Source organism: Pseudomonas sp. 203-8, from assembly GCF_020708595.1.
In the GTDB taxonomy this organism is placed as follows: domain Bacteria; phylum Pseudomonadota; class Gammaproteobacteria; order Pseudomonadales; family Pseudomonadaceae; genus Pseudomonas; species Pseudomonas aeruginosa.
The window spans coordinates 161117-180005 of sequence record NZ_JAJFDF010000012.1 but is presented as its reverse complement, the minus strand read 5'-3'; the positions used below and the strand labels follow the sequence as shown (position 1 = coordinate 180005).

19 protein-coding genes are annotated in these 18889 nt (G+C 67.5%); 6 read left to right on the top strand and 13 right to left on the bottom strand.

Annotated features, from left to right (window positions below):
- Window positions 1-36 precede the first annotated feature (36 nt).
- From LJF27_RS26415 to LJF27_RS26405, 3 genes are all read right to left on the bottom strand, one after another.
- Window positions 37-1365 carry an MFS transporter gene (locus LJF27_RS26415; RefSeq protein WP_003159279.1) on the bottom strand — a complete coding sequence of 443 codons (1329 nt, stop codon included), beginning with the start codon at window positions 1363-1365 and terminating at the stop codon, window positions 37-39.
- A gap of 135 nt (window positions 1366-1500) precedes the next feature.
- The gene (locus LJF27_RS26410) at window positions 1501-2820 is read right to left on the bottom strand and encodes an NAD(P)/FAD-dependent oxidoreductase (RefSeq protein ID WP_023117186.1); all 1320 of its coding nucleotides are present in this window, start codon (window positions 2818-2820) and stop codon (window positions 1501-1503) included.
- Between the two features lie 92 nt (window positions 2821-2912).
- On the bottom strand, window positions 2913-3641 hold the full coding sequence (locus LJF27_RS26405; RefSeq protein WP_003101372.1) for a GntR family transcriptional regulator: 729 nt from the start codon (window positions 3639-3641) through the stop codon (window positions 2913-2915).
- 307 nt (window positions 3642-3948) lie between these two features.
- On the opposite strand from LJF27_RS26405, the gene LJF27_RS26400 reads away from it, so the two are divergent.
- On the top strand, window positions 3949-4971 hold the full coding sequence (locus LJF27_RS26400; RefSeq protein ID WP_003129343.1) for a GlxA family transcriptional regulator: 1023 nt from the start codon (window positions 3949-3951) through the stop codon (window positions 4969-4971).
- A gap of 25 nt (window positions 4972-4996) precedes the next feature.
- Complete coding sequence (locus LJF27_RS26395; RefSeq protein ID WP_025921192.1) at window positions 4997-5464, top strand: VOC family protein; 468 nt, start codon at window positions 4997-4999, stop codon at window positions 5462-5464.
- Window positions 5465-5467: 3 nt separating this feature from the next.
- Here the strand turns inward: LJF27_RS26395 and LJF27_RS26390 are convergent, their stop codons facing one another.
- Together LJF27_RS26390 and LJF27_RS26385 are read right to left on the bottom strand one after the other, a co-directional pair.
- A complete protein-coding gene (locus LJF27_RS26390; protein WP_003112977.1) occupies window positions 5468-6106 on the bottom strand; it encodes an FMN-binding negative transcriptional regulator in 639 nt (212 codons plus the stop codon).
- A 27-nt stretch (window positions 6107-6133) separates the two neighbouring features.
- The gene (locus LJF27_RS26385) at window positions 6134-6853 is read right to left on the bottom strand and encodes a B3/4 domain-containing protein (RefSeq protein WP_023096439.1); all 720 of its coding nucleotides are present in this window, start codon (window positions 6851-6853) and stop codon (window positions 6134-6136) included.
- Window positions 6854-7137: 284 nt separating this feature from the next.
- Here LJF27_RS26385 and LJF27_RS26380 point away from each other — a divergent pair, with 284 nt between their 5' ends.
- Complete coding sequence (locus LJF27_RS26380) at window positions 7138-8781, top strand: acetolactate synthase large subunit (protein ID WP_003093568.1); 1644 nt, start codon at window positions 7138-7140, stop codon at window positions 8779-8781.
- Window positions 8782-8823: 42 nt separating this feature from the next.
- On the opposite strand, the gene LJF27_RS26375 is transcribed toward LJF27_RS26380, so the two are convergent.
- The 3 genes from LJF27_RS26375 to LJF27_RS26365 form a co-directional block, all read right to left on the bottom strand.
- A complete protein-coding gene (locus tag LJF27_RS26375; protein ID WP_023117185.1) occupies window positions 8824-10119 on the bottom strand; it encodes an OprD family porin in 1296 nt (431 codons plus the stop codon).
- Between the two features lie 236 nt (window positions 10120-10355).
- Window positions 10356-11099: a class I SAM-dependent methyltransferase EftM gene (gene eftM / locus LJF27_RS26370; RefSeq protein WP_023117184.1), complete on the bottom strand. Its 744-nt coding sequence runs from the start codon at window positions 11097-11099 to the stop codon at window positions 10356-10358.
- A 99-nt stretch (window positions 11100-11198) separates the two neighbouring features.
- Window positions 11199-11600: a GFA family protein gene (locus tag LJF27_RS26365; RefSeq protein WP_003118174.1), complete on the bottom strand. Its 402-nt coding sequence runs from the start codon at window positions 11598-11600 to the stop codon at window positions 11199-11201.
- Window positions 11601-11742: 142 nt separating this feature from the next.
- On the opposite strand from LJF27_RS26365, the gene LJF27_RS26360 reads away from it, so the two are divergent.
- On the top strand, window positions 11743-12024 hold the full coding sequence (locus LJF27_RS26360) for a peptidylprolyl isomerase (RefSeq protein WP_003101349.1): 282 nt from the start codon (window positions 11743-11745) through the stop codon (window positions 12022-12024).
- A gap of 442 nt (window positions 12025-12466) precedes the next feature.
- Here LJF27_RS26360 and piv read toward each other — a convergent pair whose 3' ends face one another.
- Together piv and LJF27_RS26350 are read right to left on the bottom strand one after the other, a co-directional pair.
- Window positions 12467-13855, bottom strand: a complete 1389-nt coding sequence (gene piv, locus LJF27_RS26355) for a protease IV (RefSeq protein WP_023117183.1) — start codon at window positions 13853-13855, stop codon at window positions 12467-12469.
- Window positions 13856-14387: 532 nt separating this feature from the next.
- Window positions 14388-15311, bottom strand: a complete 924-nt coding sequence (locus LJF27_RS26350; protein ID WP_003101343.1) for a LysR family transcriptional regulator — start codon at window positions 15309-15311, stop codon at window positions 14388-14390.
- A 140-nt stretch (window positions 15312-15451) separates the two neighbouring features.
- Between LJF27_RS26350 and LJF27_RS26345 the strand changes: the two genes are divergently transcribed.
- Window positions 15452-15850: a RidA family protein gene (locus tag LJF27_RS26345; RefSeq protein WP_003101334.1), complete on the top strand. Its 399-nt coding sequence runs from the start codon at window positions 15452-15454 to the stop codon at window positions 15848-15850.
- 31 nt (window positions 15851-15881) lie between these two features.
- Here LJF27_RS26345 and xth read toward each other — a convergent pair whose 3' ends face one another.
- The 3 genes from xth to LJF27_RS26330 form a co-directional block, all read right to left on the bottom strand.
- Entirely contained in the window at window positions 15882-16682 is an 801-nt protein-coding gene (gene xth / locus LJF27_RS26340) for an exodeoxyribonuclease III (protein WP_003110540.1), read from the bottom strand.
- Between the two features lie 22 nt (window positions 16683-16704).
- The gene (locus LJF27_RS26335) at window positions 16705-17268 is read right to left on the bottom strand and encodes a DJ-1/PfpI/YhbO family deglycase/protease (protein WP_017148481.1); all 564 of its coding nucleotides are present in this window, start codon (window positions 17266-17268) and stop codon (window positions 16705-16707) included.
- Between the two features lie 135 nt (window positions 17269-17403).
- Window positions 17404-18336, bottom strand: a complete 933-nt coding sequence (locus tag LJF27_RS26330; protein WP_003118999.1) for an NAD(P)/FAD-dependent oxidoreductase — start codon at window positions 18334-18336, stop codon at window positions 17404-17406.
- Between the two features lie 80 nt (window positions 18337-18416).
- Between LJF27_RS26330 and LJF27_RS26325 the strand changes: the two genes are divergently transcribed.
- The gene (locus tag LJF27_RS26325; protein WP_003115857.1) at window positions 18417-18845 is read left to right on the top strand and encodes an Rrf2 family transcriptional regulator; all 429 of its coding nucleotides are present in this window, start codon (window positions 18417-18419) and stop codon (window positions 18843-18845) included.
- Window positions 18846-18889 lie beyond the last annotated feature (44 nt).

The following is an 18889-nucleotide window of genomic DNA, read 5'->3' as shown; positions in this document are numbered from 1 at the left end:
GCGGCGCACCCGGCGGACGCTGCCGCGGCGGGTGGTTCAGGTGAGCGAAGCCGCCTGCTGCAGGTTCAGCGAACGGGTTTCTGGCGCCAGGGCCCAGGTCACGAGCAGCCCGAGCAGGGTCACCAGCGCGGCGGCGTACATGGTCTGGGCGGTACCCAGGGTTTCCAGGGAAAGCGGCACCAGGTAGGTGCCCACCGCGGCGCCGACGCGCGATAACGAGGTGCCGACGCCGACCGCGAAGGCGCGGATCTCGGTGGGGAACAGTTCGTTCGGGTAGACCAGTTGCAGCACCTGGGCGCCGCCGATGAACAGCGCGTAGGCACCGAACAGGCCGAGGATGGTCGCCTCCGAGCCGGCGTGGAAGACGCCCAGCCCGAGCAGCGCCAGGCCGGACCAGAGGAAGCTGTGCAGCAGCATGCAGCGCCGGCCGATGCGGTTGATCAGGCGGGTGGCGATGATGCAGCCGATGACGAACAGCAGGGTGATCGCCACCGAACCGTAGGAGGCCCAGTCGCCCTTCAGGTTCAGCGCCAGCAGCACCTTGGGCGCGAAGGCGTAGACGGCGAACACGGGGATCACCGAGCAGGTCCAGAACAGGGTGACGAAGAGCATGCGCTTGCCGTAGCCGGCGTAGAGCAGGTGCCAGATGGTGACCTTCCGTTCCAGCGCCTGTTCGGGCAGGTTTTCCAGCGAGAAGGCTTCGCCGTAGACCTGGCGGATGACCCGTTCTGCGTCCGCGTCGCGGCCCTTGCTCAGCAGCCAGCGCGGCGACTCGGGGGTGCCGATGCGTAGCAGGAACAGCACGGCGCCGATCGCCGCGGTGCTGGCCAGTACCAGGCGCCAGGCGTCCTCGCCGCCGCTGCGCAGGATCAGGTCGCCGACCAGGTAGGCGAAGGCGGCGCCGGCGAACCAGAGGATGGTCAGGGTGGCCAGGCGCGGTCCGCGATACTTCTTCGGCAGGAACTCCACCAGCAAGGCGGTGGCGACCGGGTACTCGATGCCCACCGCCACGCCGATCAGGAAGCGCAGGACGAACAGCGCCGCCGCCGAGTCGACCCCGTACTGCGCCAGGGAAGCGAGGACGAACAGGCTGGGGCCGACGAAGAACAGCCTGCGGCGGCCCAGGCGGTCGGTCAGCCAGCCGCCGAGGAAACCGCCGAAGAAGATGCCGACCAGCGCCGAGGCGGCGATCATGCCCTGCCAGAAACTGTTTAGTTGCAATGCCGCGGTCATCTGCAGCATCGCCACGCCGATGATGCTCAGCACGTAGCCGTCGACGAAGGAGCCGCCGCCGGAGCGCAGGGTCAACAGCCGGTGGAAGGCGTTGAGGGGTACGTCTTCGATCGAGGTCGTAGGATTTGTCATTATTGTCTCCTGGTTCTAACCGCTGCCGGTGAATTCGGGCCGAGCGAATCCGCGAGGCTGGAACGCTCTCCAGCTCCGGTCTTCAATGGCCGTCTGAATCGAAGTCGGCGCCCGCGGGCGCGTTCCTAGGGATGCCTAGCTTTCTCTACCTGCTCGATACTGCCCCCACCTCAGGTTGAGGTTCACGCCAAGGGAAAGGAGTGGTTCGGGTGGATTGCCGCTGGGACCGGGCGCGCGCAGCAGGAAGTCGATCAGCTCGTTGCGTTCGCCCGCCAGCCAGTCGGCCAGCAGCTTCCCGGTGACGGTCCCGCGGGTTACCCCCAGGCCGTTGCAGCACAGGGCGCCATAGACGTTGGGCGCCAGCTCGCCGAAGTGCCCCATGTGGTTCCTCGACAGCGCCAGCGAGCCGCCCCAGGTGTAGTCGAAGCCGACTTCCGGGAGCATCGGGAAGCGCTGGCGGAACGAGGCGCGATGGCGTACGGCGAAGCGCTCAAGGTACTTCCCGGCGCTGCGTCCGTCAGGGTTGAAACTGAAGCTGTTGCGGATCAGCAGGCGGTTGTCCGGGGTACGCCTCACCGTGGTGCCGTAAGGGTCGGCCGGGATCAGGCCCCAGTAGGGGCGCCCGCCGAGGCGGGCCCGCTCCTCGGCATCGAGCGGCCGGGTCAGGCTGGCGTAGGTGAAGATCGGCAGCATCCGCCCCTGGAGGAAGCCGAAGCTCATGCCGAAGGCGTTGTTGGCGAGGACCAGGCGGTCGGCCAGGATGCTGCCGTGGGGATGGCTCAGCAGGGTCCTGTCGCCATATTCCACGGCGGTGATCGGTGTGTGTTCGTAGAGGCTGACGTTGCCCGGCAGGCTGTCGGCCAGGCCCTTGACCAGGGCCGAGGGCTGCACCAGCAGGGTACCGGGGGTGAACAGGGCCTTGCGATAGAAAGCGGTGCCGATGTGTCCCGGGAGGTCGTCCGCCTCGATCACCTCGTAGGCCTGGCCGAGCCGATCGAGGCCGCGCCGGTAGGCGTCGAGCACAGCCACGCCGCGCGCCTCGACGGCCGCCTGGTACTTGCCGCAGGCCTTCATCTGGCAGTCGATGGCATGGCGCTGCACCTGTTCGCGGAGCAGCGACTGGCCGGCGAGATTGAGCTTCAGGCCGATCCGGGCGGTCGCTATGTCGCCGATGTAGTCGTCGGCGCCGATGTCGTGGGGCAGGTCGATGGCGAAGCCGGCGTTGCGCCCGGCGGTACCGAAGCCGACTTCCTGGGCCTCGACCAGGACGATCTCCTCGTCGGGAAAATGCAGCGCCAGCTGGCGCGCGGCGGCGAGGCCGGTGAAGCCGGCGCCGACCACCACCCAACGGGCGGCGCTCCTGCCGTAGTGGGCCGGCTTCGGCCGCCGCGGCGGGCTGAGGTGATACCAGCCGCAGGAACGGTCGTCGGCCGGAAGGTGGGTTACTTTCGTCATCGCAGGGACCTGACTCTTGTTATTGGAACCCGGTAACCATCCCCTGCGTGACCGCCTCCGCTTCTCGGGCGGGGCCGTGGCGCGGGGGCTCGCTAACCCTCGTAGACCAGCGCCACCTCCACTCCGGCCGGTGCCGCGTACTCGGCCATGCGCCGGCGCGACAGCTCGAAATGCGCACGGACGATGTCCGCCGCCGCATCCGGATCGCGCCGCTGGATGGCATCGACGATCTGGTCGTGCTGGTCGCAGGCGAGTTCCAGGTCGCGTTGCATGTCGTCGGTGGTCGGATGGCGGTAGAAGATCTTGCCCAGCCGCGCATGGTCGATCAGCAAGCGGCGCAGGCTGGGCATGAGGTAGTCGTTGTGGGCCATCCTGCCGATCTCCAGGTGGAAGGCGTCGTTGTGGATGACGCGGTTTTCCACATGCTTCTCTTCGATGGCCTTGCGGAAATCTTCCTGGATCGCCTTGAGCGTCTCGATCTCCGCTTCGCTGGCATGGGTGGCCGCCAGTTGCGTGGTGGCGATGTAGATCAGCGGCGCGGCGAGAAAGAAGGCGTGCAGCGAGTCGTGGCTCATGGCCGCGACGCGCGGCGCACGGTTGGCTTCCAGTTCGATGTAGCCCTCGGCGGCGATCTGCCGCAGCAGTTCGCGCACCGGCGGGCGCGAGAGGCCGAACTCGTCGCACAGGGCGAGTTCGTCGACGACCGCGCCGGGCGCCAGTTCCATGCTCAGGATCCGCCGGCGCAGCGCATCGCCCAGCACCGCCTTGCGGTCGAAGGGGGCATCGGCGCTGTTCGAGTCGACGTCGGGTTGGGCTTTCATGGAGGCCTTTCTACTTGTCATGGGCTGTGTCTACAGTTTGTATAATGACTATAGGATTCTGTTAGACAATATGTCTACAGGTTTTTCGGGGCGTTTCCGTACCGTTCGTCCGCGCTGTTTCCGCTGACGCCGTGGCGTGTGAAAGGGGCAGCCCCCCGAGGGCGTATTTGAGCATATTCCCCCGGCGCGCCAGGGAGGCGCCAAGTCACATGGCTTGCGCATATGATGGAGCGCCCGGGGTTTTCGCCGCGACGGCAGGCGTCGCGGCCCGCTGGCCGGGAACAAGAAGAACAAGAGGCACGAATCGATGGAAAGAAGGCGTTTCAGCGCCGCCCTGCAAGGGCAGAACCTCAGGTTCACCGGGGCCGGGGAGGGGGGCTCGGCACGGGCACGGGTGGGCTTCCTGCTGCTCGAACACTTTTCCCTGCCGGCCTTCACCCAGGCGCTGGACACCCTGGTGACCGCCAACCTGATCCGCAGCGAGTCCTTCGCGGTGAGCAACTTCAGCCTGAGCGGCGAGCCGGTGACCAGCGACCTCGGGTTGCTGATCTGCCCGGACCTGGCGCTCGCCTCGGCGGCGCGGCAAGGACTCGACCTGCTGGTGGTCTGCGGCGGTTTGCGCACGCCCCTGCGCTCGTCCGCCGCGCTGCGGGAAGCGTTGCAGGACGTGGCGTCGCGCGGCGTCGCCCTGGCCGGGCTGTGGAACGGTGCCTGGTTCCTCGGCGACGCCGGCCTGCTGGATGGCTACCGCTGCTGCATCCATCCCGAGCACCGCGCCGCCCTCGCCGAGATCGCCCGCAACAGCCAGGTGACCAGCGACAGCTACATGGTCGACCGCGACCGCCTGACCGCGGCCAGCCCCACCGGCGCCTTCAACCTGGCGCTGGAGTGGATCGCCCGGCGCCACGGGCGCGACCTGGTGGAGGCGGTGGTGGATATCCTCGCCTTCGAGGAGTCGCGCTACCGGCGGGTGCGCCCCGCCCTGCACGAGAAGATGAGCGAGCCGCTGCGCGAAGTGATCAACCTGATGGCGGCGAATATCGAGGAACCGCTCAGCCAGGAGCAGCTCGCCCACTACGTGGGGCGCTCGCGGCGGCAGATCGAGCGGTTGTTCCAGCAGCAGCTCGGAACCACGCCGGTGCGCTACTACCTGGAGTTGCGGATCACCGAGTGCCGGCGCCTGCTGCAACATTCCGACCTGACCATGCTGGAGGTCCTGGTCGCCTGCGGCTTCGTCTCGCCCAGCCACTTCAGCAAGTGCTACACCGCCTTCTACGGCTACCCGCCGTCGAAAGAAGTGCGCTACGGCAACGTCCGCTCGACGAAATGAGGGCGTTTCGCCGGACGCGGCCGGCATGCTAGAACGGACCTTTCGCCCTGACCTGCGGAGGTCCTGCGCCATGTCCCAGCCTTTTCTCTGGCGTCGCGTCAACGACTCGTCCGGTTTCGCCGAGCCGCGGGTGTTCATCCGTGTCTACCTGGAACCGGGCAGCATCGATGCGGCCATCGCTTTCTACGAAGACCTGCAGGGCGTCGCCCACGACATGCGCTTCGACTTTCCCGAGAAACGCCTGACACTCGCCGCGGTCGGCGCCTTCCTCCTGCTGGAGGGCAGCGACGAGGCGCTGGCGCCGTTCCGCAGCACCACCGGCACCCTGCTGGTGGACGACATCGAGCCCTATCACCGGCGCTTGCTGGCTGCCGGCGCGCAGATCATCTTCGGGCCGGCGCGCGCGCCCACCGGCGCCTGCTTCAATGCGCTGCTGCCGGACGGCACGGTGGTCGAGTTCGTCCACCACCGGCCGCAACCGGGCGAGGCCTGAACCTCAGCCGTCGCGCCGGGCGGCGCAATCGTCCATGGCCGCGCCGATCGCCTGTTCGCCGCGGGCCAGCAGCGCTGCGCTGGCGCCGCGGATATCGCGGGCTTCCTTGTTCTGGCTGAGCTTGAACTTGCCGACCAGGCGGGTGATCTCGATTTCGATGCCGACGATCAGCCGGAGCATCTCGTCGATGTAGTCGGCGGGGCCGTCGGTCATTTTCCAGGGCGTTTCCTGGGTCGCCTCGTGGGTGCGGGTCAGGCGCGCCACCAGTCCGCGCACATAGCGTTCGTCGTCGCGGATCCGCACCCGGCCGTGGGCGTGGACCACCCGGTAGTTCCAGGTCGGCACCTGGCGGTGGTGCTCCTGCTTGCTCGGGTACCACTGCGGCGAGATGTAGGCATCGCCGGCGCGGAACACCACCAGCACCTCGTCGCCGTCGCGCAGCTCGCTCCAAACCGGGTTGTTGCGCGCGACATGGGCTTCCAGGGTGCCTTGCGCGCCCTTTGCCGGGCTCAGCTCGAACGGCAGGTGGTTGGCGTCCAGGCCCGCTTCGCCGTGGCTGACCAGCAGGCCCAGCGGATAGTCCCGGATCAGCGCGTGCAGCGCCTGCGGGTCGGACTCTTCGAAATGCGAAGGCAGGTACATGTTCTGTTCTCCTCGGGGACTGGGTCCTTATACGCTGTCGGCGGGTACCGTCGCCACGCACAGCAGGCGCGAGTCGGCGCGCATGCCGGGCATCATCAGGCGCAATTCGTCGAGCAGCAGGCCGCCCGCTTCGTGCAGGGCCGCCAGCGGCATTTCCGGCAGGCTCTCGAGGATGAACCACATGCGCCGGGCGCTGGCATCCAGGCGGGTGCGCACGCCCTGGCGCCAGTTCCAGCGGCGGCAGGTGACGCCAAGGTCGTCGCGCCAGACCACCTCGCCGGGGTCGGGGGATTCGTCGACCGCCTCGCCGTTCTTCAGGGTGTCGAAGGTCTCGCTGCCGTCGGCGACCACCAGGCGCGGCGGGCCGGCATAGGCGGCGAGATTCTCGCCGCCTACCGGAATGGCGAATTGCACGCTGATGGCGTTGTACAGGTCCACCACCGGGTCGATGCTCGGCAGCCCGCCGTCGCGCAGCGCGCGTTTGCGCAGGGCTTCGGCGGAGCAGGGGGTACGCTGCGGCTTGGCGCCGAAGCGGCGGAACGCCTCGGCCCAGGCTGCCAGGTGCGCCTCGGCCCAGTCCGGTTCGCCACGCGCCAGCGCCTGGCAGGCGCGCTCTACGGCGCGGCCGGCGATTTCCGGACGAACGATCGGCGCCGCCTCGACGGTGAGGCTCAGGGCGCGGAAACCGGGGGCGAGGGCGGCCACCTCGGCGGCGATGACGGGGAGGATCGGGGCGTGCTCGGGCATGGTCGTCTTCAGGGTTCGGTGAGATGGAGGGGGCGCGGCGCGTAAAGCGGTAGGTGGATTTCTACCATCCGGGCTCCGCCCTCACCATGAAATCAGCGAATGAATTATTAGCTGTGCTGATGATCAGGTGGTCGGGTTCAGCTGCGCTAATGGCGGGAGCGCCGTTCGCTTGCCGGCGAAGCCGGCGCCAGAGCCTTCCGCCGGCCGGGCGGGGCTGGACAGCGAGGCGCGAGGGGCGCAGTGTTCGAGCGGTCAGAACCGCCACCACCCGAGGTAGAACGCAGATGGCCAAGGCAGCCGATGTGGTTGTGCAATGCCTGGAAAACGAGGGCGTGCAGTACGTCTTCGGAATTCCCGGCGAGGAGAATCTCGACCTGCTGGAGTCCCTGCGCAAGTCGCAGATCCGGCTGGTGCTCACCCGCCACGAACAATCGGCCGGCTTCATGGCCGCCACCTACGGGCGCCTCACCGGCAAGACCGGGGTCAGCCTGTCGACCCTCGGCCCGGGCGCCACCAACCTGGTCACCGCCGGCGCCTACGCCTACCTGGGCGGCATGCCGATGCTGATGATCACCGGGCAGAAGCCGATCAAGAAGTCCAAGCAGGGCCGCTTCCAGATCCTCGACGTGGTCGGCATGATGCAGCCGCTGACCAAGTACACCCACCAACTGGCCTCCGCCGACAACATTCCCTCGCGGGTCCGCGAGGCGTTCCGCCTGGCCGAGGAAGAGAAGCCCGGCGCGGTGCACCTGGAGCTGCCGGAGGACATCGCCGCCGAGCAGACCGACAGCCTGCCCATCCCGCCGAGCCTGAGCCGCCGGCCGCTGGCGGAATACAAGGCGATCTGCGCCGCGGTGGAGAAGCTGCGCGCCGCGCGCAGCCCGATCCTGGTGATCGGCGCCGGGGCCAACCGCAAGATGACCGCCAAGGTCCTCAAGCAACTGATCGACAAGACCGGCATTCCCTTCGTCACCACCCAGATGGGCAAGGGCGTGGTCGACGAGCGTCACCCGCGCTTCCTCGGCAACGCCGCGCTGTCCGCCGGCGACTTCGTGCATCGCGCGGTGGAGGCGGCCGACCTGATCGTCAACGTCGGCCACGACGTGATCGAGAAGCCGCCGTTCTTCATGGTTCGCGGCGGTACCGAGGTGATCCACGTGAACTTCCGTTCCGCCGAGGTGGACCCGGTGTATTTCCCGCAGATCGAAGTGGTGGGCGACATCGCCAACGCCATCTGGCAGATCGGCGAGGCGCTGGACGATACCGCGCACTGGGACTTCACCCGCCTGCTGGCGATCCGCGAGGCCAACGAGGCGCAGGTCGCCGAAGGCGCCGACGACCCGCGCTTCCCGCTCTATCCGCAGCGCCTGGTGGCCGACGTGCGCCGGGCGTTGCCGTCGCAGGGCATCGTCGCCCTGGACAACGGCATGTACAAGATCTGGTTCGCCCGCAACTACAAGGCACACATGCCCAACACCGTGCTGCTGGACAACGCCCTCGCCACCATGGGCGCCGGCCTGCCCTCGGCGATGGCCGCGCACCTGGTCTACCCGGACCGGCCGATCGTCGCGGTGTGCGGCGATGGCGGCTTCATGATGAACAGCCAGGAACTGGAAACCGCGGTGCGGCTGAAGATGAACCTGACGGTGATCATCCTGCGCGACAACGGCTACGGGATGATCCGCTGGAAGCAATCGAACATGGGCTTCGCCGACTTCGGGCTGGACTACGGCAACCCGGACTTCGTGCGCTACGCCGAGGCCTACGGCGCCCATGGCCACCGGGTCGACAGCGCCGAGGGCTTCCTGCCGCTGCTGGAGCGCTGCCTGGGCACGCCCGGGGTGCATGTGATCGATTGCCCGGTGGATTACTCGGAGAACGACCGCATCCTCAACGTCGAGCTGCGCGAACGCGCCCTGGCGGTCTGAACCGCCGGAGCGTCGCGCCGGTGTGCGTTCCGGCGCGACGGCTCAGAACAGCGACAGGTTGTAGCTGGCGATCAGGCGCACCTCGTCCACGTCGCGCGCCGAGCGCTCGAAGTCGGTGCGGTAGGTGGCGTTGCGCAGGCGCAGGCTGAGGTCCTTGAAGCGGCCGCTCTGCACCACGTACTTCAGCTCGATGTCGCGCTCCCATTCCTTGCCCTCGTCGCCGTTGGCCAGGCGGATATGGTCGCCGTTGACGTAGCGGGTCATGAAGCTCAGGCCGGGCACGCCGACGCTGCGCAGGTCGAAGTCGTAGCGCAGTTGCCAGGAGCGTTCCTCGGGGTTGGCGAAGTCGTTCACCTGCAGGTAGTTGGCCAGGTACGGATTGCTGCCGTCGAGGTAGGGCATCGAGCTGGCGCCGTTCATCCGCTGCCAGCCGGCGCTGAGCGTGTGGCCGCCCTCGGCGTAGGCGAGCAGCAGGCTGAGGGCGCGGTTGTCGATCTTGCCGGCGCGGGCCGCGCCGGCGTCCTCGCTGTCGAACCAGCGCAGGTCGGCGCTCAGCTTGCCGGCGCCGACCTGCCGCTTGCCCACGGCACCGAGGTAGCGCTGGCGATAGACGTTGCGCAGGCCGCCCTGGGCGTATTGCAGCAGCAGGCCGTCGTTGACCTGGTAGTCGAGTTGGTAGGCGTCGAAGCGGTTGCCGGTGGTGTCGCAGGCGTAGCGTTTGTTCTTGCAGTGCAGGCGGATGTCCTGGGCGTCGCTGGAGTCCCGCGCGGTGTAGCGCTCCAGGCGGGTGGCGGAGAACCTGAGCCCGGCGATCTCCTCGCTGGTCAGCTGGGCGCCGTGGAACAGGGTCGGCAGCAGGCGTCCGTCGTTGTATTTCAGCAACGGCATGTCTGGCAGCATCGCCCCGTACCTGAACTGTGTCTGCGAGAAGCGCATCTTGCCGGCAACGCCGGCCTTGGCGTACTGGTCGACCGAGCGACGCGGATCGTGGCCGCTGGAAGGCAGCAGGCCGCTGTTGCTGTCCGCGGGGCTGGAGTCGAGCTTGATCCCGAGCATCGCCAGGGTATCCACGCCGAAGCCCAGCGCGCCCTCGGTATAGCCCGAGCGCAGGTCGAGGATGAAGCCCTGCGCGGCTTCCTCGCGCTTGGAGGCGCCCTGCGGGTTGGCCGAGCTGCCGTCGCGGAAGTCGCGGTTGAAGTAGACGGTGCGCGCTTCCAGGCGCGCGCTGCCGTCCTCGAGGAAGGCGGCAGGGGCCGGGGCGACGAATCCGCCGCACAGGGCGAGGGCGCCCAGGCCGCGAAGGGTGCGGGGCGAACGGGGGGAAAACGGGGAGGACATGCGGTGACTCTCGACAGCGGGGGTAAAAAAGCGCGCGAAGGTGTCACAGATGGCCGGCGGGGTCTTTGCGACCTTGGTCTAGCCGAGAAGGCGCGCACGGATCGTCGGCCAGGCAGGCCTCTAGCGGGTCGGACGCAGCGTGCCGAAAGCGACGAAGAATCCTCCGCAGCCCCCTGTGAAACGCTGCCCCGCCCGTGCCAGCCTGATCGTCACGTTTGCGCCAGGATATCCGGAGGCTAGCGCTTCACGCAGACGAACAGGGCATTCCCGGAGCTGCCGGCCCAGGGCGTGATCCGTTCGTAGTCGTGTTCGAAGACCTGCACCTCGAAATGCGTCTGCAACAGGTGCTGCAGCTCGGCGAAGCCGAGGGCGACCATGGGGTGTTCGTCCTCCCAGGTCTGGGTCGTTCCGTCCGTGGTTTTCTCGATACCGAGGCGCAGCGCCTGGCGCTCGCCCTCGCCGCTGTAGTACCAGCCGGAACCGAAGGTGAAGCGGCTGCCTCGATGCTCCACGGAATGGCGGACGAACGCGCGATTGTCGATCTGCCCCTTGTCCACCGTGTTGAAACAGAACACGCCGCCATCCGCCAGTGCGCCATACACGCTGGCCAGGCATGCGCGCAAGCGCTCCAGCCCTGCGTTGTAGTGGATCGAATAGAGGAAACAGGTGATCAGGTCCAGCGGCTCGTCCACCTGGAAGCCGGCCATGTCCTGCCGGCTGAAGTGCGCTTCGGGGCAGCGCTGTCGGGCGAGGTCGAGCATCGGCTGGTTGATGTCCAGGCCGGCGCTGCGATAGCCGAAATCGAGGAAGTGCCGCACGTGAGGGCCGGTACCGCAGGCCAGGTCCAGGTGCCGCCGGCCCTGGTTGCCGAACAACTGGTGCAGGCGACGCACGCAGTGGCTCTGCGCCTGGTAGTCGATGTCGGCGCACATCAGGTCGTAATAGTGGGACAGGTCGGTGTACAGCGCGGTGGCGGACATGGGCGGCAAGGACCGGCGGCGAAGGGCGCGGCATGGTACCCCAGGCCCGGGCTTTGCCGGCGAAAAAACAGGCACCGGCCGGCGGATCGCGGGCGGACTTCAGTCGAACCGCGGCCAGTCGTCGGCTATCCGGTACCAGCAGGCCATCGACGCGACCTGGACATGCTTCTGTTTCGCCGCTGGGAAGGGCGTGTCCAGGCTGCCGAGGGCGACCGATACCCAGTCGGCGAACTCGCCTTCGCTCCTCGACCAGAACAGCGGCGAGCCGCAGCGCGAGCAGAAGCGCCGGAGCACGGCGGGTGAGGAGCGGAACGCGGCGAGCAGGTCGGCGCCGCGGTCGATGTGCAGGTCCGCGACGGGGACGCTGCCATAGCTGGCGAATGCCGCGCCATGGGCCTTGCGACACTGGCCGCAGTGGCAGTGAGAGAGTGCGCGCGGGGGCGAGGACAGTCGGTAGTGCAGCGCGCCGCACAGGCAACTGCCGTGGAAGGTCTGGCTCATCGGAGGGCGTTCCCGGATTCGCAAAGGCGGCGAGTCAAGCAGCCCTCGCCACGCTTGTCGAGCGCCTCCTCCGGTCGCGGGCTGTCGGTGCGGGCGTCGATGTCTGCTAGGCTCTGCCGTTTCACCCTAGGAGTATTTCCCCATGGCCCGAGCCACTGCCCGCCACATCCTGGTTTCCAGCGAAGCCAAGTGCAACGAACTGAAGACCGCCATCGAAGGCGGTGCCGACTTCGCCGAAGTCGCCCGCGAGCATTCCTCCTGCCCCTCCGGCCGCGACGGCGGCAACCTGGGCTCGTTCGGCCCCGGCCAGATGGTCCGCGAGTTCGACCAGGTGGTCTTCAGCGCGCCGCTGAACGTGGTCCAGGGGCCGGTGAAGACCCAGTTCGGCTACCACCTGCTGGAAGTCACCAGCCGCCAGGACTGAACGTACGGCGGCGCATAACGCCCCTCTTCCACGCGCCGATCCAGGCGTGGGGCGAATAACCGCTGCGCGGGATAGACGGCGGATAACGCCGTTGGCGTTATGCGCCCTACCTGTCCCGGACGACGAAAGAAGCCGCACTTCCAGGTGCCAATCCGGGCGTGGGGCGAATAACCATTGCGCGGGATAAACGGCGGATAACGCCGTTGGCGTTATGCGCCCTACCTGTCCCGGACGACGAAAGAAGCCGCACTTCCAGGCGCCAATCCGGGCGTAGGGCGGATAACCGCTGCGCGGGATAAACGGCGGATAACGCCGTTGGCGTTATGCGCCCTACCTGTCCCGGACGACGAAAGAAGCCGCACTTCCAGGCGCCAATCCGGGCGTAGGGCGAATAACCGCTGCGCGGTTATCCGCCGGTGCGCGATCGATAGCCTGGCTGGCCTCAGGGCGCGAAGTAGCGGGAGATCTGCGAATAGACGCCGCTGAAATCGGAGAAGTAGTCATTGCGCTGTGAGGTGGGCGCGCCGCAGTACGAGGGGCCGCCGTACAGGCCACCGCGCAGCTGGTAGGAGCCGTCGCCGGCGACGGTCAGCAGGCCCGAGCCGGACGAGCCGCCTTCGACCACCGCCGACGGCCAGTCGACGCGGGTCAGGGCGGTATGCCCGTCGTAGGTGACGCCCACTGCCGAGACGTTGCCCTGCGAGTACTTCTTGGCGTCGCCGCGCGGATGGTGGATGTCATGGCCGAGCGAGCCGTTGGCGATCGGCGTGGCGCTCCAGCCCTGGTAGAACACGCCGGCCGGCGGAGTGCGCTTGAGTTCCAGCAGCAGGGTGTCGCGCTTCGCGTCGCGGTGCAGGATATTCGCCCCGCCGGTCAGCACGGTGACGCTCTGGTTGATGGTCGAGGCGTCGCCGTAGCACTGGGTGGTGTTGTAGAACCAGATGGTCTGCAGCGTCGCGGCGGTGGCCTGGTCCTCGATGCAGTGCGCGGCCGACCAGAACAACTGGCGCTTGGGCGAGTTGCCGTTGTTCAGCAGGGTGCCGGTGCAGATGTAGCTGCCGCCGTCCGCCGAGCTGGTGAAGACCATCTTCGCCACCGCTGCGGTGGCGTTGTCGTAGGCCCGTGTGCCGCTCTGGGTCGCGCAGACCGCATCCACCTCGCAGCTGCCGCTGGCGCCGAAGCCGTCGCGGTAGCCGGCCTTGTACAGGGAGTCGGCGAAATACGATACCTGGGGTACCGACAGGCGCAGGTCGCCCGGTTGCAGGTTGGCCGGCAGCACCAGTTCGACGGTCAGGGTATCGCCCTCGATGACCGGGCTCCAGTAGGGACGGTTGAGCGAGAGGTCCTTGCCGCTGGCCTCGAAGATTTCCTTGCCGGCGCCGGCGAAGTGCAGCAGCACGTCGTCGGGCAGCGAGCCGCTGCGGGTTTCCAGGCGAATCGCGGCGCGCAGGCTGGCGGCCCCCGCAGCGCTGATCGGGAAGCGCGCGGTGTGGCGCCCGTCCGGAGTGTCGATCCATTCGAGGGTTGTCAGGTCGATTTCCGGAGTCGCCGTTTTCAGGCCCACGCCCACTTGCAGCGGCGTACCCGGTTTCGGCGCCAGCGGCGCGGCGCGGGCCACGCGGCGGGCGGGGGGCGCGGCGAAGTGGATGCCGGCCGCCGAGGTCGCCGCGTTGGGGTTGGCGAAGCGGGCGTGGCCGGTGCTCGCCGGGGAGGCCTGGAGCACGGCGACGTCGCCAGCCATTTCGCTCGCACCGGGCGCGGCCGAGGCCTGGCTCGCGCCGGCAGCCAACGCCAGAACCAGGCATGCATTCAGGTACGTTCTCTTATGCATGAATCGACTCCTTCAGTTTGGGGAGGGCAACTTCCTTAATCGTTCGCGTGGCGAAAGATATGCAGGGGTGACGGAGTCGTTCAAATATTTTTTATATTCGTTTCTGCTAGCTATTAAATATGAAGAAGCGTTTATGGATAGCAGAATAGATAGCTATTCCCCTCACTTGTCATTGATGTTGGAGTGCTCTCTCTACCAACTAAAGTTTGGTCTGGAGTGCCGCTATAGAGCCTTCGGCTTGCTTCAGAGAGGTGCAGGGTGTAGTGCGCGAGTGCTTTGCTGGTGCATCTATCGATGTGATCGGGTTAACGAAATCCGGATTTTCAAGTTATCCGGTTTGACCAGTCCTGAATATAAGGCTGGGTGAATCTTTCATTCACCGCTCGGAAACCGTTCCGATGTCGGCTTGGTTGAATTCCAGGATATCCGGCTTATGGTCGTATCAGTCATCTTTATAATCGCGGGGCATATATAGAGCCCTGGCCGCTTACCATTACTCCAGGGTTTTCCAGGATACGCCTCCGTCTTTGTTTCAGAGCGGCGGATGCAACGGCGGCGCATGCCGCGCGATCAGTTCGGCGACCCACTCGATGAACACCCGCAGCTTGCCGCTGACGTGGCGGTTCGGCGGGAACGCCAGGTACAGCGGCATCGGCTCCAGGCTCCAGTCCTCGAACAGCGGCAGCAGCTCGCCGCGGGCGAGGGGCTCACGCGCCATGTAGTGCGGCAGCCAGAGGATGCCCAGGCCGGCCAGCCCGGCCGCCAGGTAGGCGTTGCCGTCGTCCACCGCCAGCACATGACGGCCCGCCACCCGCAGGCATTCCTCGCCCCTGCGCATGGCGTAGGGCAGGGCCTTGCCGGTGCGCGCCCAGAGGAAGCCGACGATACGCTGGTGGCTGTCCTCCAGTTCGCGCGGGTGGCTCGGCACGCCGGCGCGCTGCAAGTAGGCCGGTGCCGCGTAGACCCCCAGTTGCAGGTCGCCGACCCGCCGCGCCATCAGCGACTGGTCGCGCAGTTCGCCGCCGCGGATGACGCAGTCGACGTTCTCGTCGATCAGGTCGACGAGCCGATCGCTCACGCCCAGGTCGATCTGGATCTCCGGATAGCGCGCATGGAACTCGGGCAACGCCGGGATCAGCAGCAGCCGCGCCAGCGGGCTCGGTACGTCGATCCGGAGACGCCCGCGGGGCGCCAGGGCGGCGCTGGAGAGGCTGGTCTCGGCATCGTCCAGTTCCGCCAGCAGACGTACCACCCGCTCGTAGTAGGCGGCGCCGTCGGCGGTCAGGTTGAGCTTGCGCGTGGTGCGGTTGAGCAGGCGTACCCGCAGCCGCGCTTCCAGTTGCTGGACCAACTGGGTGACGCTGGTGCGGCTCATGTGCAGCGTCTCCGCCGCCTTGGTGAAGCTGCCGGTATCCACCACACGGGCAAAGGCCTGCATCGCATCGAAACGGTCCATCGGGACTCCGGGTCGTCGGGGATTGTTTGGATTCTACAAACAGTCATGGCCAGGGTTGCGCGTTTATCCACGGCGCGCACGACCTTACCGTTCTTCCATCGACGATGACGGGGCCGGGAGCCCCAGGATGGAGGTATCGCATGACTGTACGCGACGTGGTTTTCCCCGCCGGCCGCCAGGCCCTCTACGAGCGCAACCGCTATTCCCCGGCGGTCCGCAGCGACGGCCTGCTGTTCGTCTCCGGCCAGGTCGGCAGCCGCGACGACGGCTCTCCCGAACCCGAGCTGGAGACCCAGGTCCGCCGCGCCTTCGACAATCTGAATGCGGTGCTCGCCGCGGCCGGTTGCGGGTTCGACGATGTGCTCGACGTCACCGTGTTCATGGTCGACGCCGAGGCCAACTTCGAGCGCATCTGGAAGATCGTCCCGGAGTACTGGGGCGAGGCGCCGTACCCCACGCTGACGGCGGTGGGGGTGAACTGGCTGTATGGCTTCAGCTTCGAGATCAAGGTGGTCGCGAGGTTGCCGGAGGGGCGGTGAGAGCCGATGCGCAGTGCCGGGGCCAGCTCGGCTAGCGCCGGGGCTCTGAGGGACGCCGCAGGCTTACCCAGGCCGGCGCGTGGTCGCTGGCGTGCTCCTCGCCGCGCACCCAGCGATCCACCCCGGCGTCTTCCAGGTGGTCCGCCAGGCTGGCGCTGAGCAGCAGGTGGTCGATGCGCAGCCCGGCGTCGCGTTGCCAGTGCTGGCGGAAGTAGTCCCAGAAGGTATAGAGGCGCCGGTCGGGGAAACGCTGGCGTAGCGCGTCCACCCAGCCCTGCCGCAGGAGGCGCTCGAAGCACTCGCGGGACTCCGGCTGGAGCAGGGCGTCCTTTTTCCAGGAGCGGGTGTCGTAGATATCGAAGTCGCTGGGCACCACGTTGAAGTCGCCGGCCAGCACCACCGGATGGCCGCTCTCCATCAGCTCGGCGGCGTGTCGGATGAGGTGCTCGAACCAGGCCAGCTTGTAGTCGAACTTCGGTCCCGGCTGGGGATTGCCATTGGGCAGGTACAGGCTGGCCACCAGCAGGCCGTCGACGGCCGCTTCGAGGTAGCGGCTGTGGGGATCGCTGGCGTTGCCCGGCAGGCCGCGGCGTACCTCCAGCGGCTGGCTGTCGCGGGCGAGGATGGCGACGCCGTTCCACGCCGACTGGCCCTGCCAGATCGCGCCGTATCCGGCCCTCTCCAGCGCCGCGGCGGGGAAGCGCGCGTCGGGCGTCTTCAGTTCCTGCAGGCAGACGATGTCCGGCGCTTCCCGCTCCAGCCAGGCCAGCAGCGCGGCCAGCCGGGTCTGGATGCCGTTGACGTTGAAGGTGGCGATCTTCAGGGTGTCCACCGCTTGTCTCCGCGAATGACGATCAGGCGGCCGCCTGCAGGGCTTCGCCGATGGCTTCGTTGAACGCCTGCAAGTCACCCGGGTTGCGCGAGGTGATCAGGGTCCAGCCGTGCGCCGGGCAGACTTTCACCCGCGTGTCGACCCAGTCCGCGCCGGCGTTGGTCAGGTCGATACGCACGCTGGAATAGGAGGTCAGGGTCTTGCCGCGGGCGACACCGGCGTCGATCAGCAGCCAGGGGCCGTGGCAGATGGCGGCGACCGTCTTGCCTGCGTCGCTGAATTCCCTGACCAGGCGCTGGGCCTCGCTGTCCTGGCGCAGGGTGTCGGCATTCACCGTGCCGCCGGGGACCAGCAGCAAGTCGTAGTCCTCGGCGCGCAGGCCTTGCAGCCTGGCGTCGGAATTGACGATCAGGTCCTTCTCGCTGTCGTGCACCCAGGTCTGCGCTTCGCCGCCCTCGATGGTCGCGTGGGTGACCGTGGCGCCCTGTCGCTTCAGGGTCTTCAGCGGTTCGAGCAGCTCGTCGCGCTCGATGCCGGTGTTGGCGGTGATGACCAGGACGTTCTTGCCTTGCAGCTTCGCGCTCATGGTTTTCTCCTCTGCTGGGGCGCCCGTGGCGGGCACCGTGGCGTGACATGCAGGAGAGTGGAAAGCTGGAGCGCCGGGGAGTTCGAAAGATTTGCCGGGCGGTGGGCCGGATCCTTGGTCTGCCAGCCTCCGGCGTCAGCGGAACAGCAGCGAATGATGCGCCGCACCACCGGTGCGCGCGCCGTCGCCCACCGCGATGGCGACGTTGCCGGCCGCCAGCGCCGCGTCGCCGCAGGCGAAGACGCCGGGAACGCTGGTTTCGCGCATGCCGTCGGTCCTGATGAACGGCCCGCTCGGGCCGTCCTCGAACTCGCAGCCGAGCAACGCCGCCAGCGGGCTGGCCATGCGCGTACGCGGCTGGGTGAACAACCCCGCGAGCGTAATCGTGCGGCCACTGGCCAGGGTCACGTCGGCGCGCGCGCCGCCCAGCGCGACCACGGCTTCGCGCTCGATCGTCACGCCGCGCCGGTCCAGCCTGGACATTTGCTCGGCATCCGGTTCGAAGACGCCGTTGAGGAAAAAGGTGGTCGCTCCCCAGTCGGGCAACATCAGGGCGTGGTGGATGGCCAGCGGCGAGGCCGCCAGTACGCCAATCGGCCCGCCGTCCAGTTCGTAGCCGTGGCAATACGGGCAATGGAACACGTGCCGTCCCCAGCGCTCGGCAAGACCGGGGATCTCCGGCAGCTCGTCGGCGACCCCGCTGGCGAGGATCAGCCGGCGCGCGGTGAAACGTTCTCCGTTGGCGGCCTTCACCACGAAACCGTCCGCCTCCTTCTTCGCCGCGACGGCGGCTTCGGACAGCCACTCGACGCTGGGATAGGCCAGCAACTGCGCGCGGGCGTCATCGGCGATGGCCGCCGGATCGCGGCCGTCCTGGCCGAGAAAGCCGTGGGAGGCCCGGGCGAAGCGGTTGCGTCGCAGTCCCGTATCCATCACCAGCACCCTGCGCCGCGCCCGCGCCAGTTGCATGCCCGCGGAGATGCCGGCGTAGCTGCCACCCACGATGATCACGTCGAAAGTCATGGCGTATCTCCCATTCGGATAGTCACGAAACAACGTAAGTTTCATGAGATGCGCTTGTCAACGCTCTCGTAACTTTTTCTGTAGCGAGACATACTCATGGTCTTTCCGTCACGAGCCCGCCGTTCATGAGAAACGACACCCGCCTCTCGCGCATGCTCCATGTGCTGATCCATATGGCCCGCCACGAAGGGCCGGCGACGTCCGAAGCCATCGGGCAGATGCTCGGCACCAACCCGGTGGTGGTGCGACGGACCATGGCGCTGCTGAAGAACGAAGGCTACGTGAGTTCGGAGAAGGGCCATCGCGGCGGTTGGCGGCTGGCCAAGCCGTTGGCGGACATCACCTTGCTGGATATCCACCAGGCGCTGGGAGCGTCCTCGATCTTCGCCATCGGCCTGTCTACCGATCATCCGGAATGCCTGGTCGAGCAGGCGGTCAACGAAGCGCTCGGCGAGGCGTTCGAGGCGGCGCAGGCGTTGCTCCTGGAGCGCCTGGGGAGCGTCACGCTGGAGCAGTTGGCGAGCGAGTTCGAGCGCCGCTATCGGCCCTGCTGAGGCGCCTCGAAGGGCCGTTCGGACACCGCCGCCGCGCCTGCGGA

Coding starts and splice junctions, on each gene's coding strand:
- LJF27_RS26335 (WP_017148481.1), bottom strand. CDS start 17,268: ATGAGCGCGAAGCTGCAAGGCAAGAACGTCCTGGTCATCACCGCCAAC.
- LJF27_RS26415 (WP_003159279.1), bottom strand. CDS start 1,365: ATGACAAATCCTACGACCTCGATCGAAGACGTACCCCTCAACGCCTTC.
- LJF27_RS26350 (WP_003101343.1), bottom strand. CDS start 15,311: ATGGACCGTTTCGATGCGATGCAGGCCTTTGCCCGTGTGGTGGATACC.
- LJF27_RS26410 (WP_023117186.1), bottom strand. CDS start 2,820: ATGACGAAAGTAACCCACCTTCCGGCCGACGACCGTTCCTGCGGCTGG.
- LJF27_RS26395 (WP_025921192.1), top strand. CDS start 4,997: ATGCTAGAACGGACCTTTCGCCCTGACCTGCGGAGGTCCTGCGCCATG.
- LJF27_RS26325 (WP_003115857.1), top strand. CDS start 18,417: ATGAGAAACGACACCCGCCTCTCGCGCATGCTCCATGTGCTGATCCAT.
- LJF27_RS26330 (WP_003118999.1), bottom strand. CDS start 18,336: ATGAAACTTACGTTGTTTCGTGACTATCCGAATGGGAGATACGCCATG.
- LJF27_RS26385 (WP_023096439.1), bottom strand. CDS start 6,853: ATGCCCGAGCACGCCCCGATCCTCCCCGTCATCGCCGCCGAGGTGGCC.
- LJF27_RS26390 (WP_003112977.1), bottom strand. CDS start 6,106: ATGTACCTGCCTTCGCATTTCGAAGAGTCCGACCCGCAGGCGCTGCAC.
- LJF27_RS26345 (WP_003101334.1), top strand. CDS start 15,452: ATGACTGTACGCGACGTGGTTTTCCCCGCCGGCCGCCAGGCCCTCTAC.
- eftM (WP_023117184.1), bottom strand. CDS start 11,099: ATGTCCGCCACCGCGCTGTACACCGACCTGTCCCACTATTACGACCTG.
- LJF27_RS26405 (WP_003101372.1), bottom strand. CDS start 3,641: ATGAAAGCCCAACCCGACGTCGACTCGAACAGCGCCGATGCCCCCTTC.
- LJF27_RS26365 (WP_003118174.1), bottom strand. CDS start 11,600: ATGAGCCAGACCTTCCACGGCAGTTGCCTGTGCGGCGCGCTGCACTAC.
- LJF27_RS26380 (WP_003093568.1), top strand. CDS start 7,138: ATGGCCAAGGCAGCCGATGTGGTTGTGCAATGCCTGGAAAACGAGGGC.
- LJF27_RS26360 (WP_003101349.1), top strand. CDS start 11,743: ATGGCCCGAGCCACTGCCCGCCACATCCTGGTTTCCAGCGAAGCCAAG.
- piv (WP_023117183.1), bottom strand. CDS start 13,855: ATGCATAAGAGAACGTACCTGAATGCATGCCTGGTTCTGGCGTTGGCT.
- LJF27_RS26400 (WP_003129343.1), top strand. CDS start 3,949: ATGGAAAGAAGGCGTTTCAGCGCCGCCCTGCAAGGGCAGAACCTCAGG.
- LJF27_RS26375 (WP_023117185.1), bottom strand. CDS start 10,119: ATGTCCTCCCCGTTTTCCCCCCGTTCGCCCCGCACCCTTCGCGGCCTG.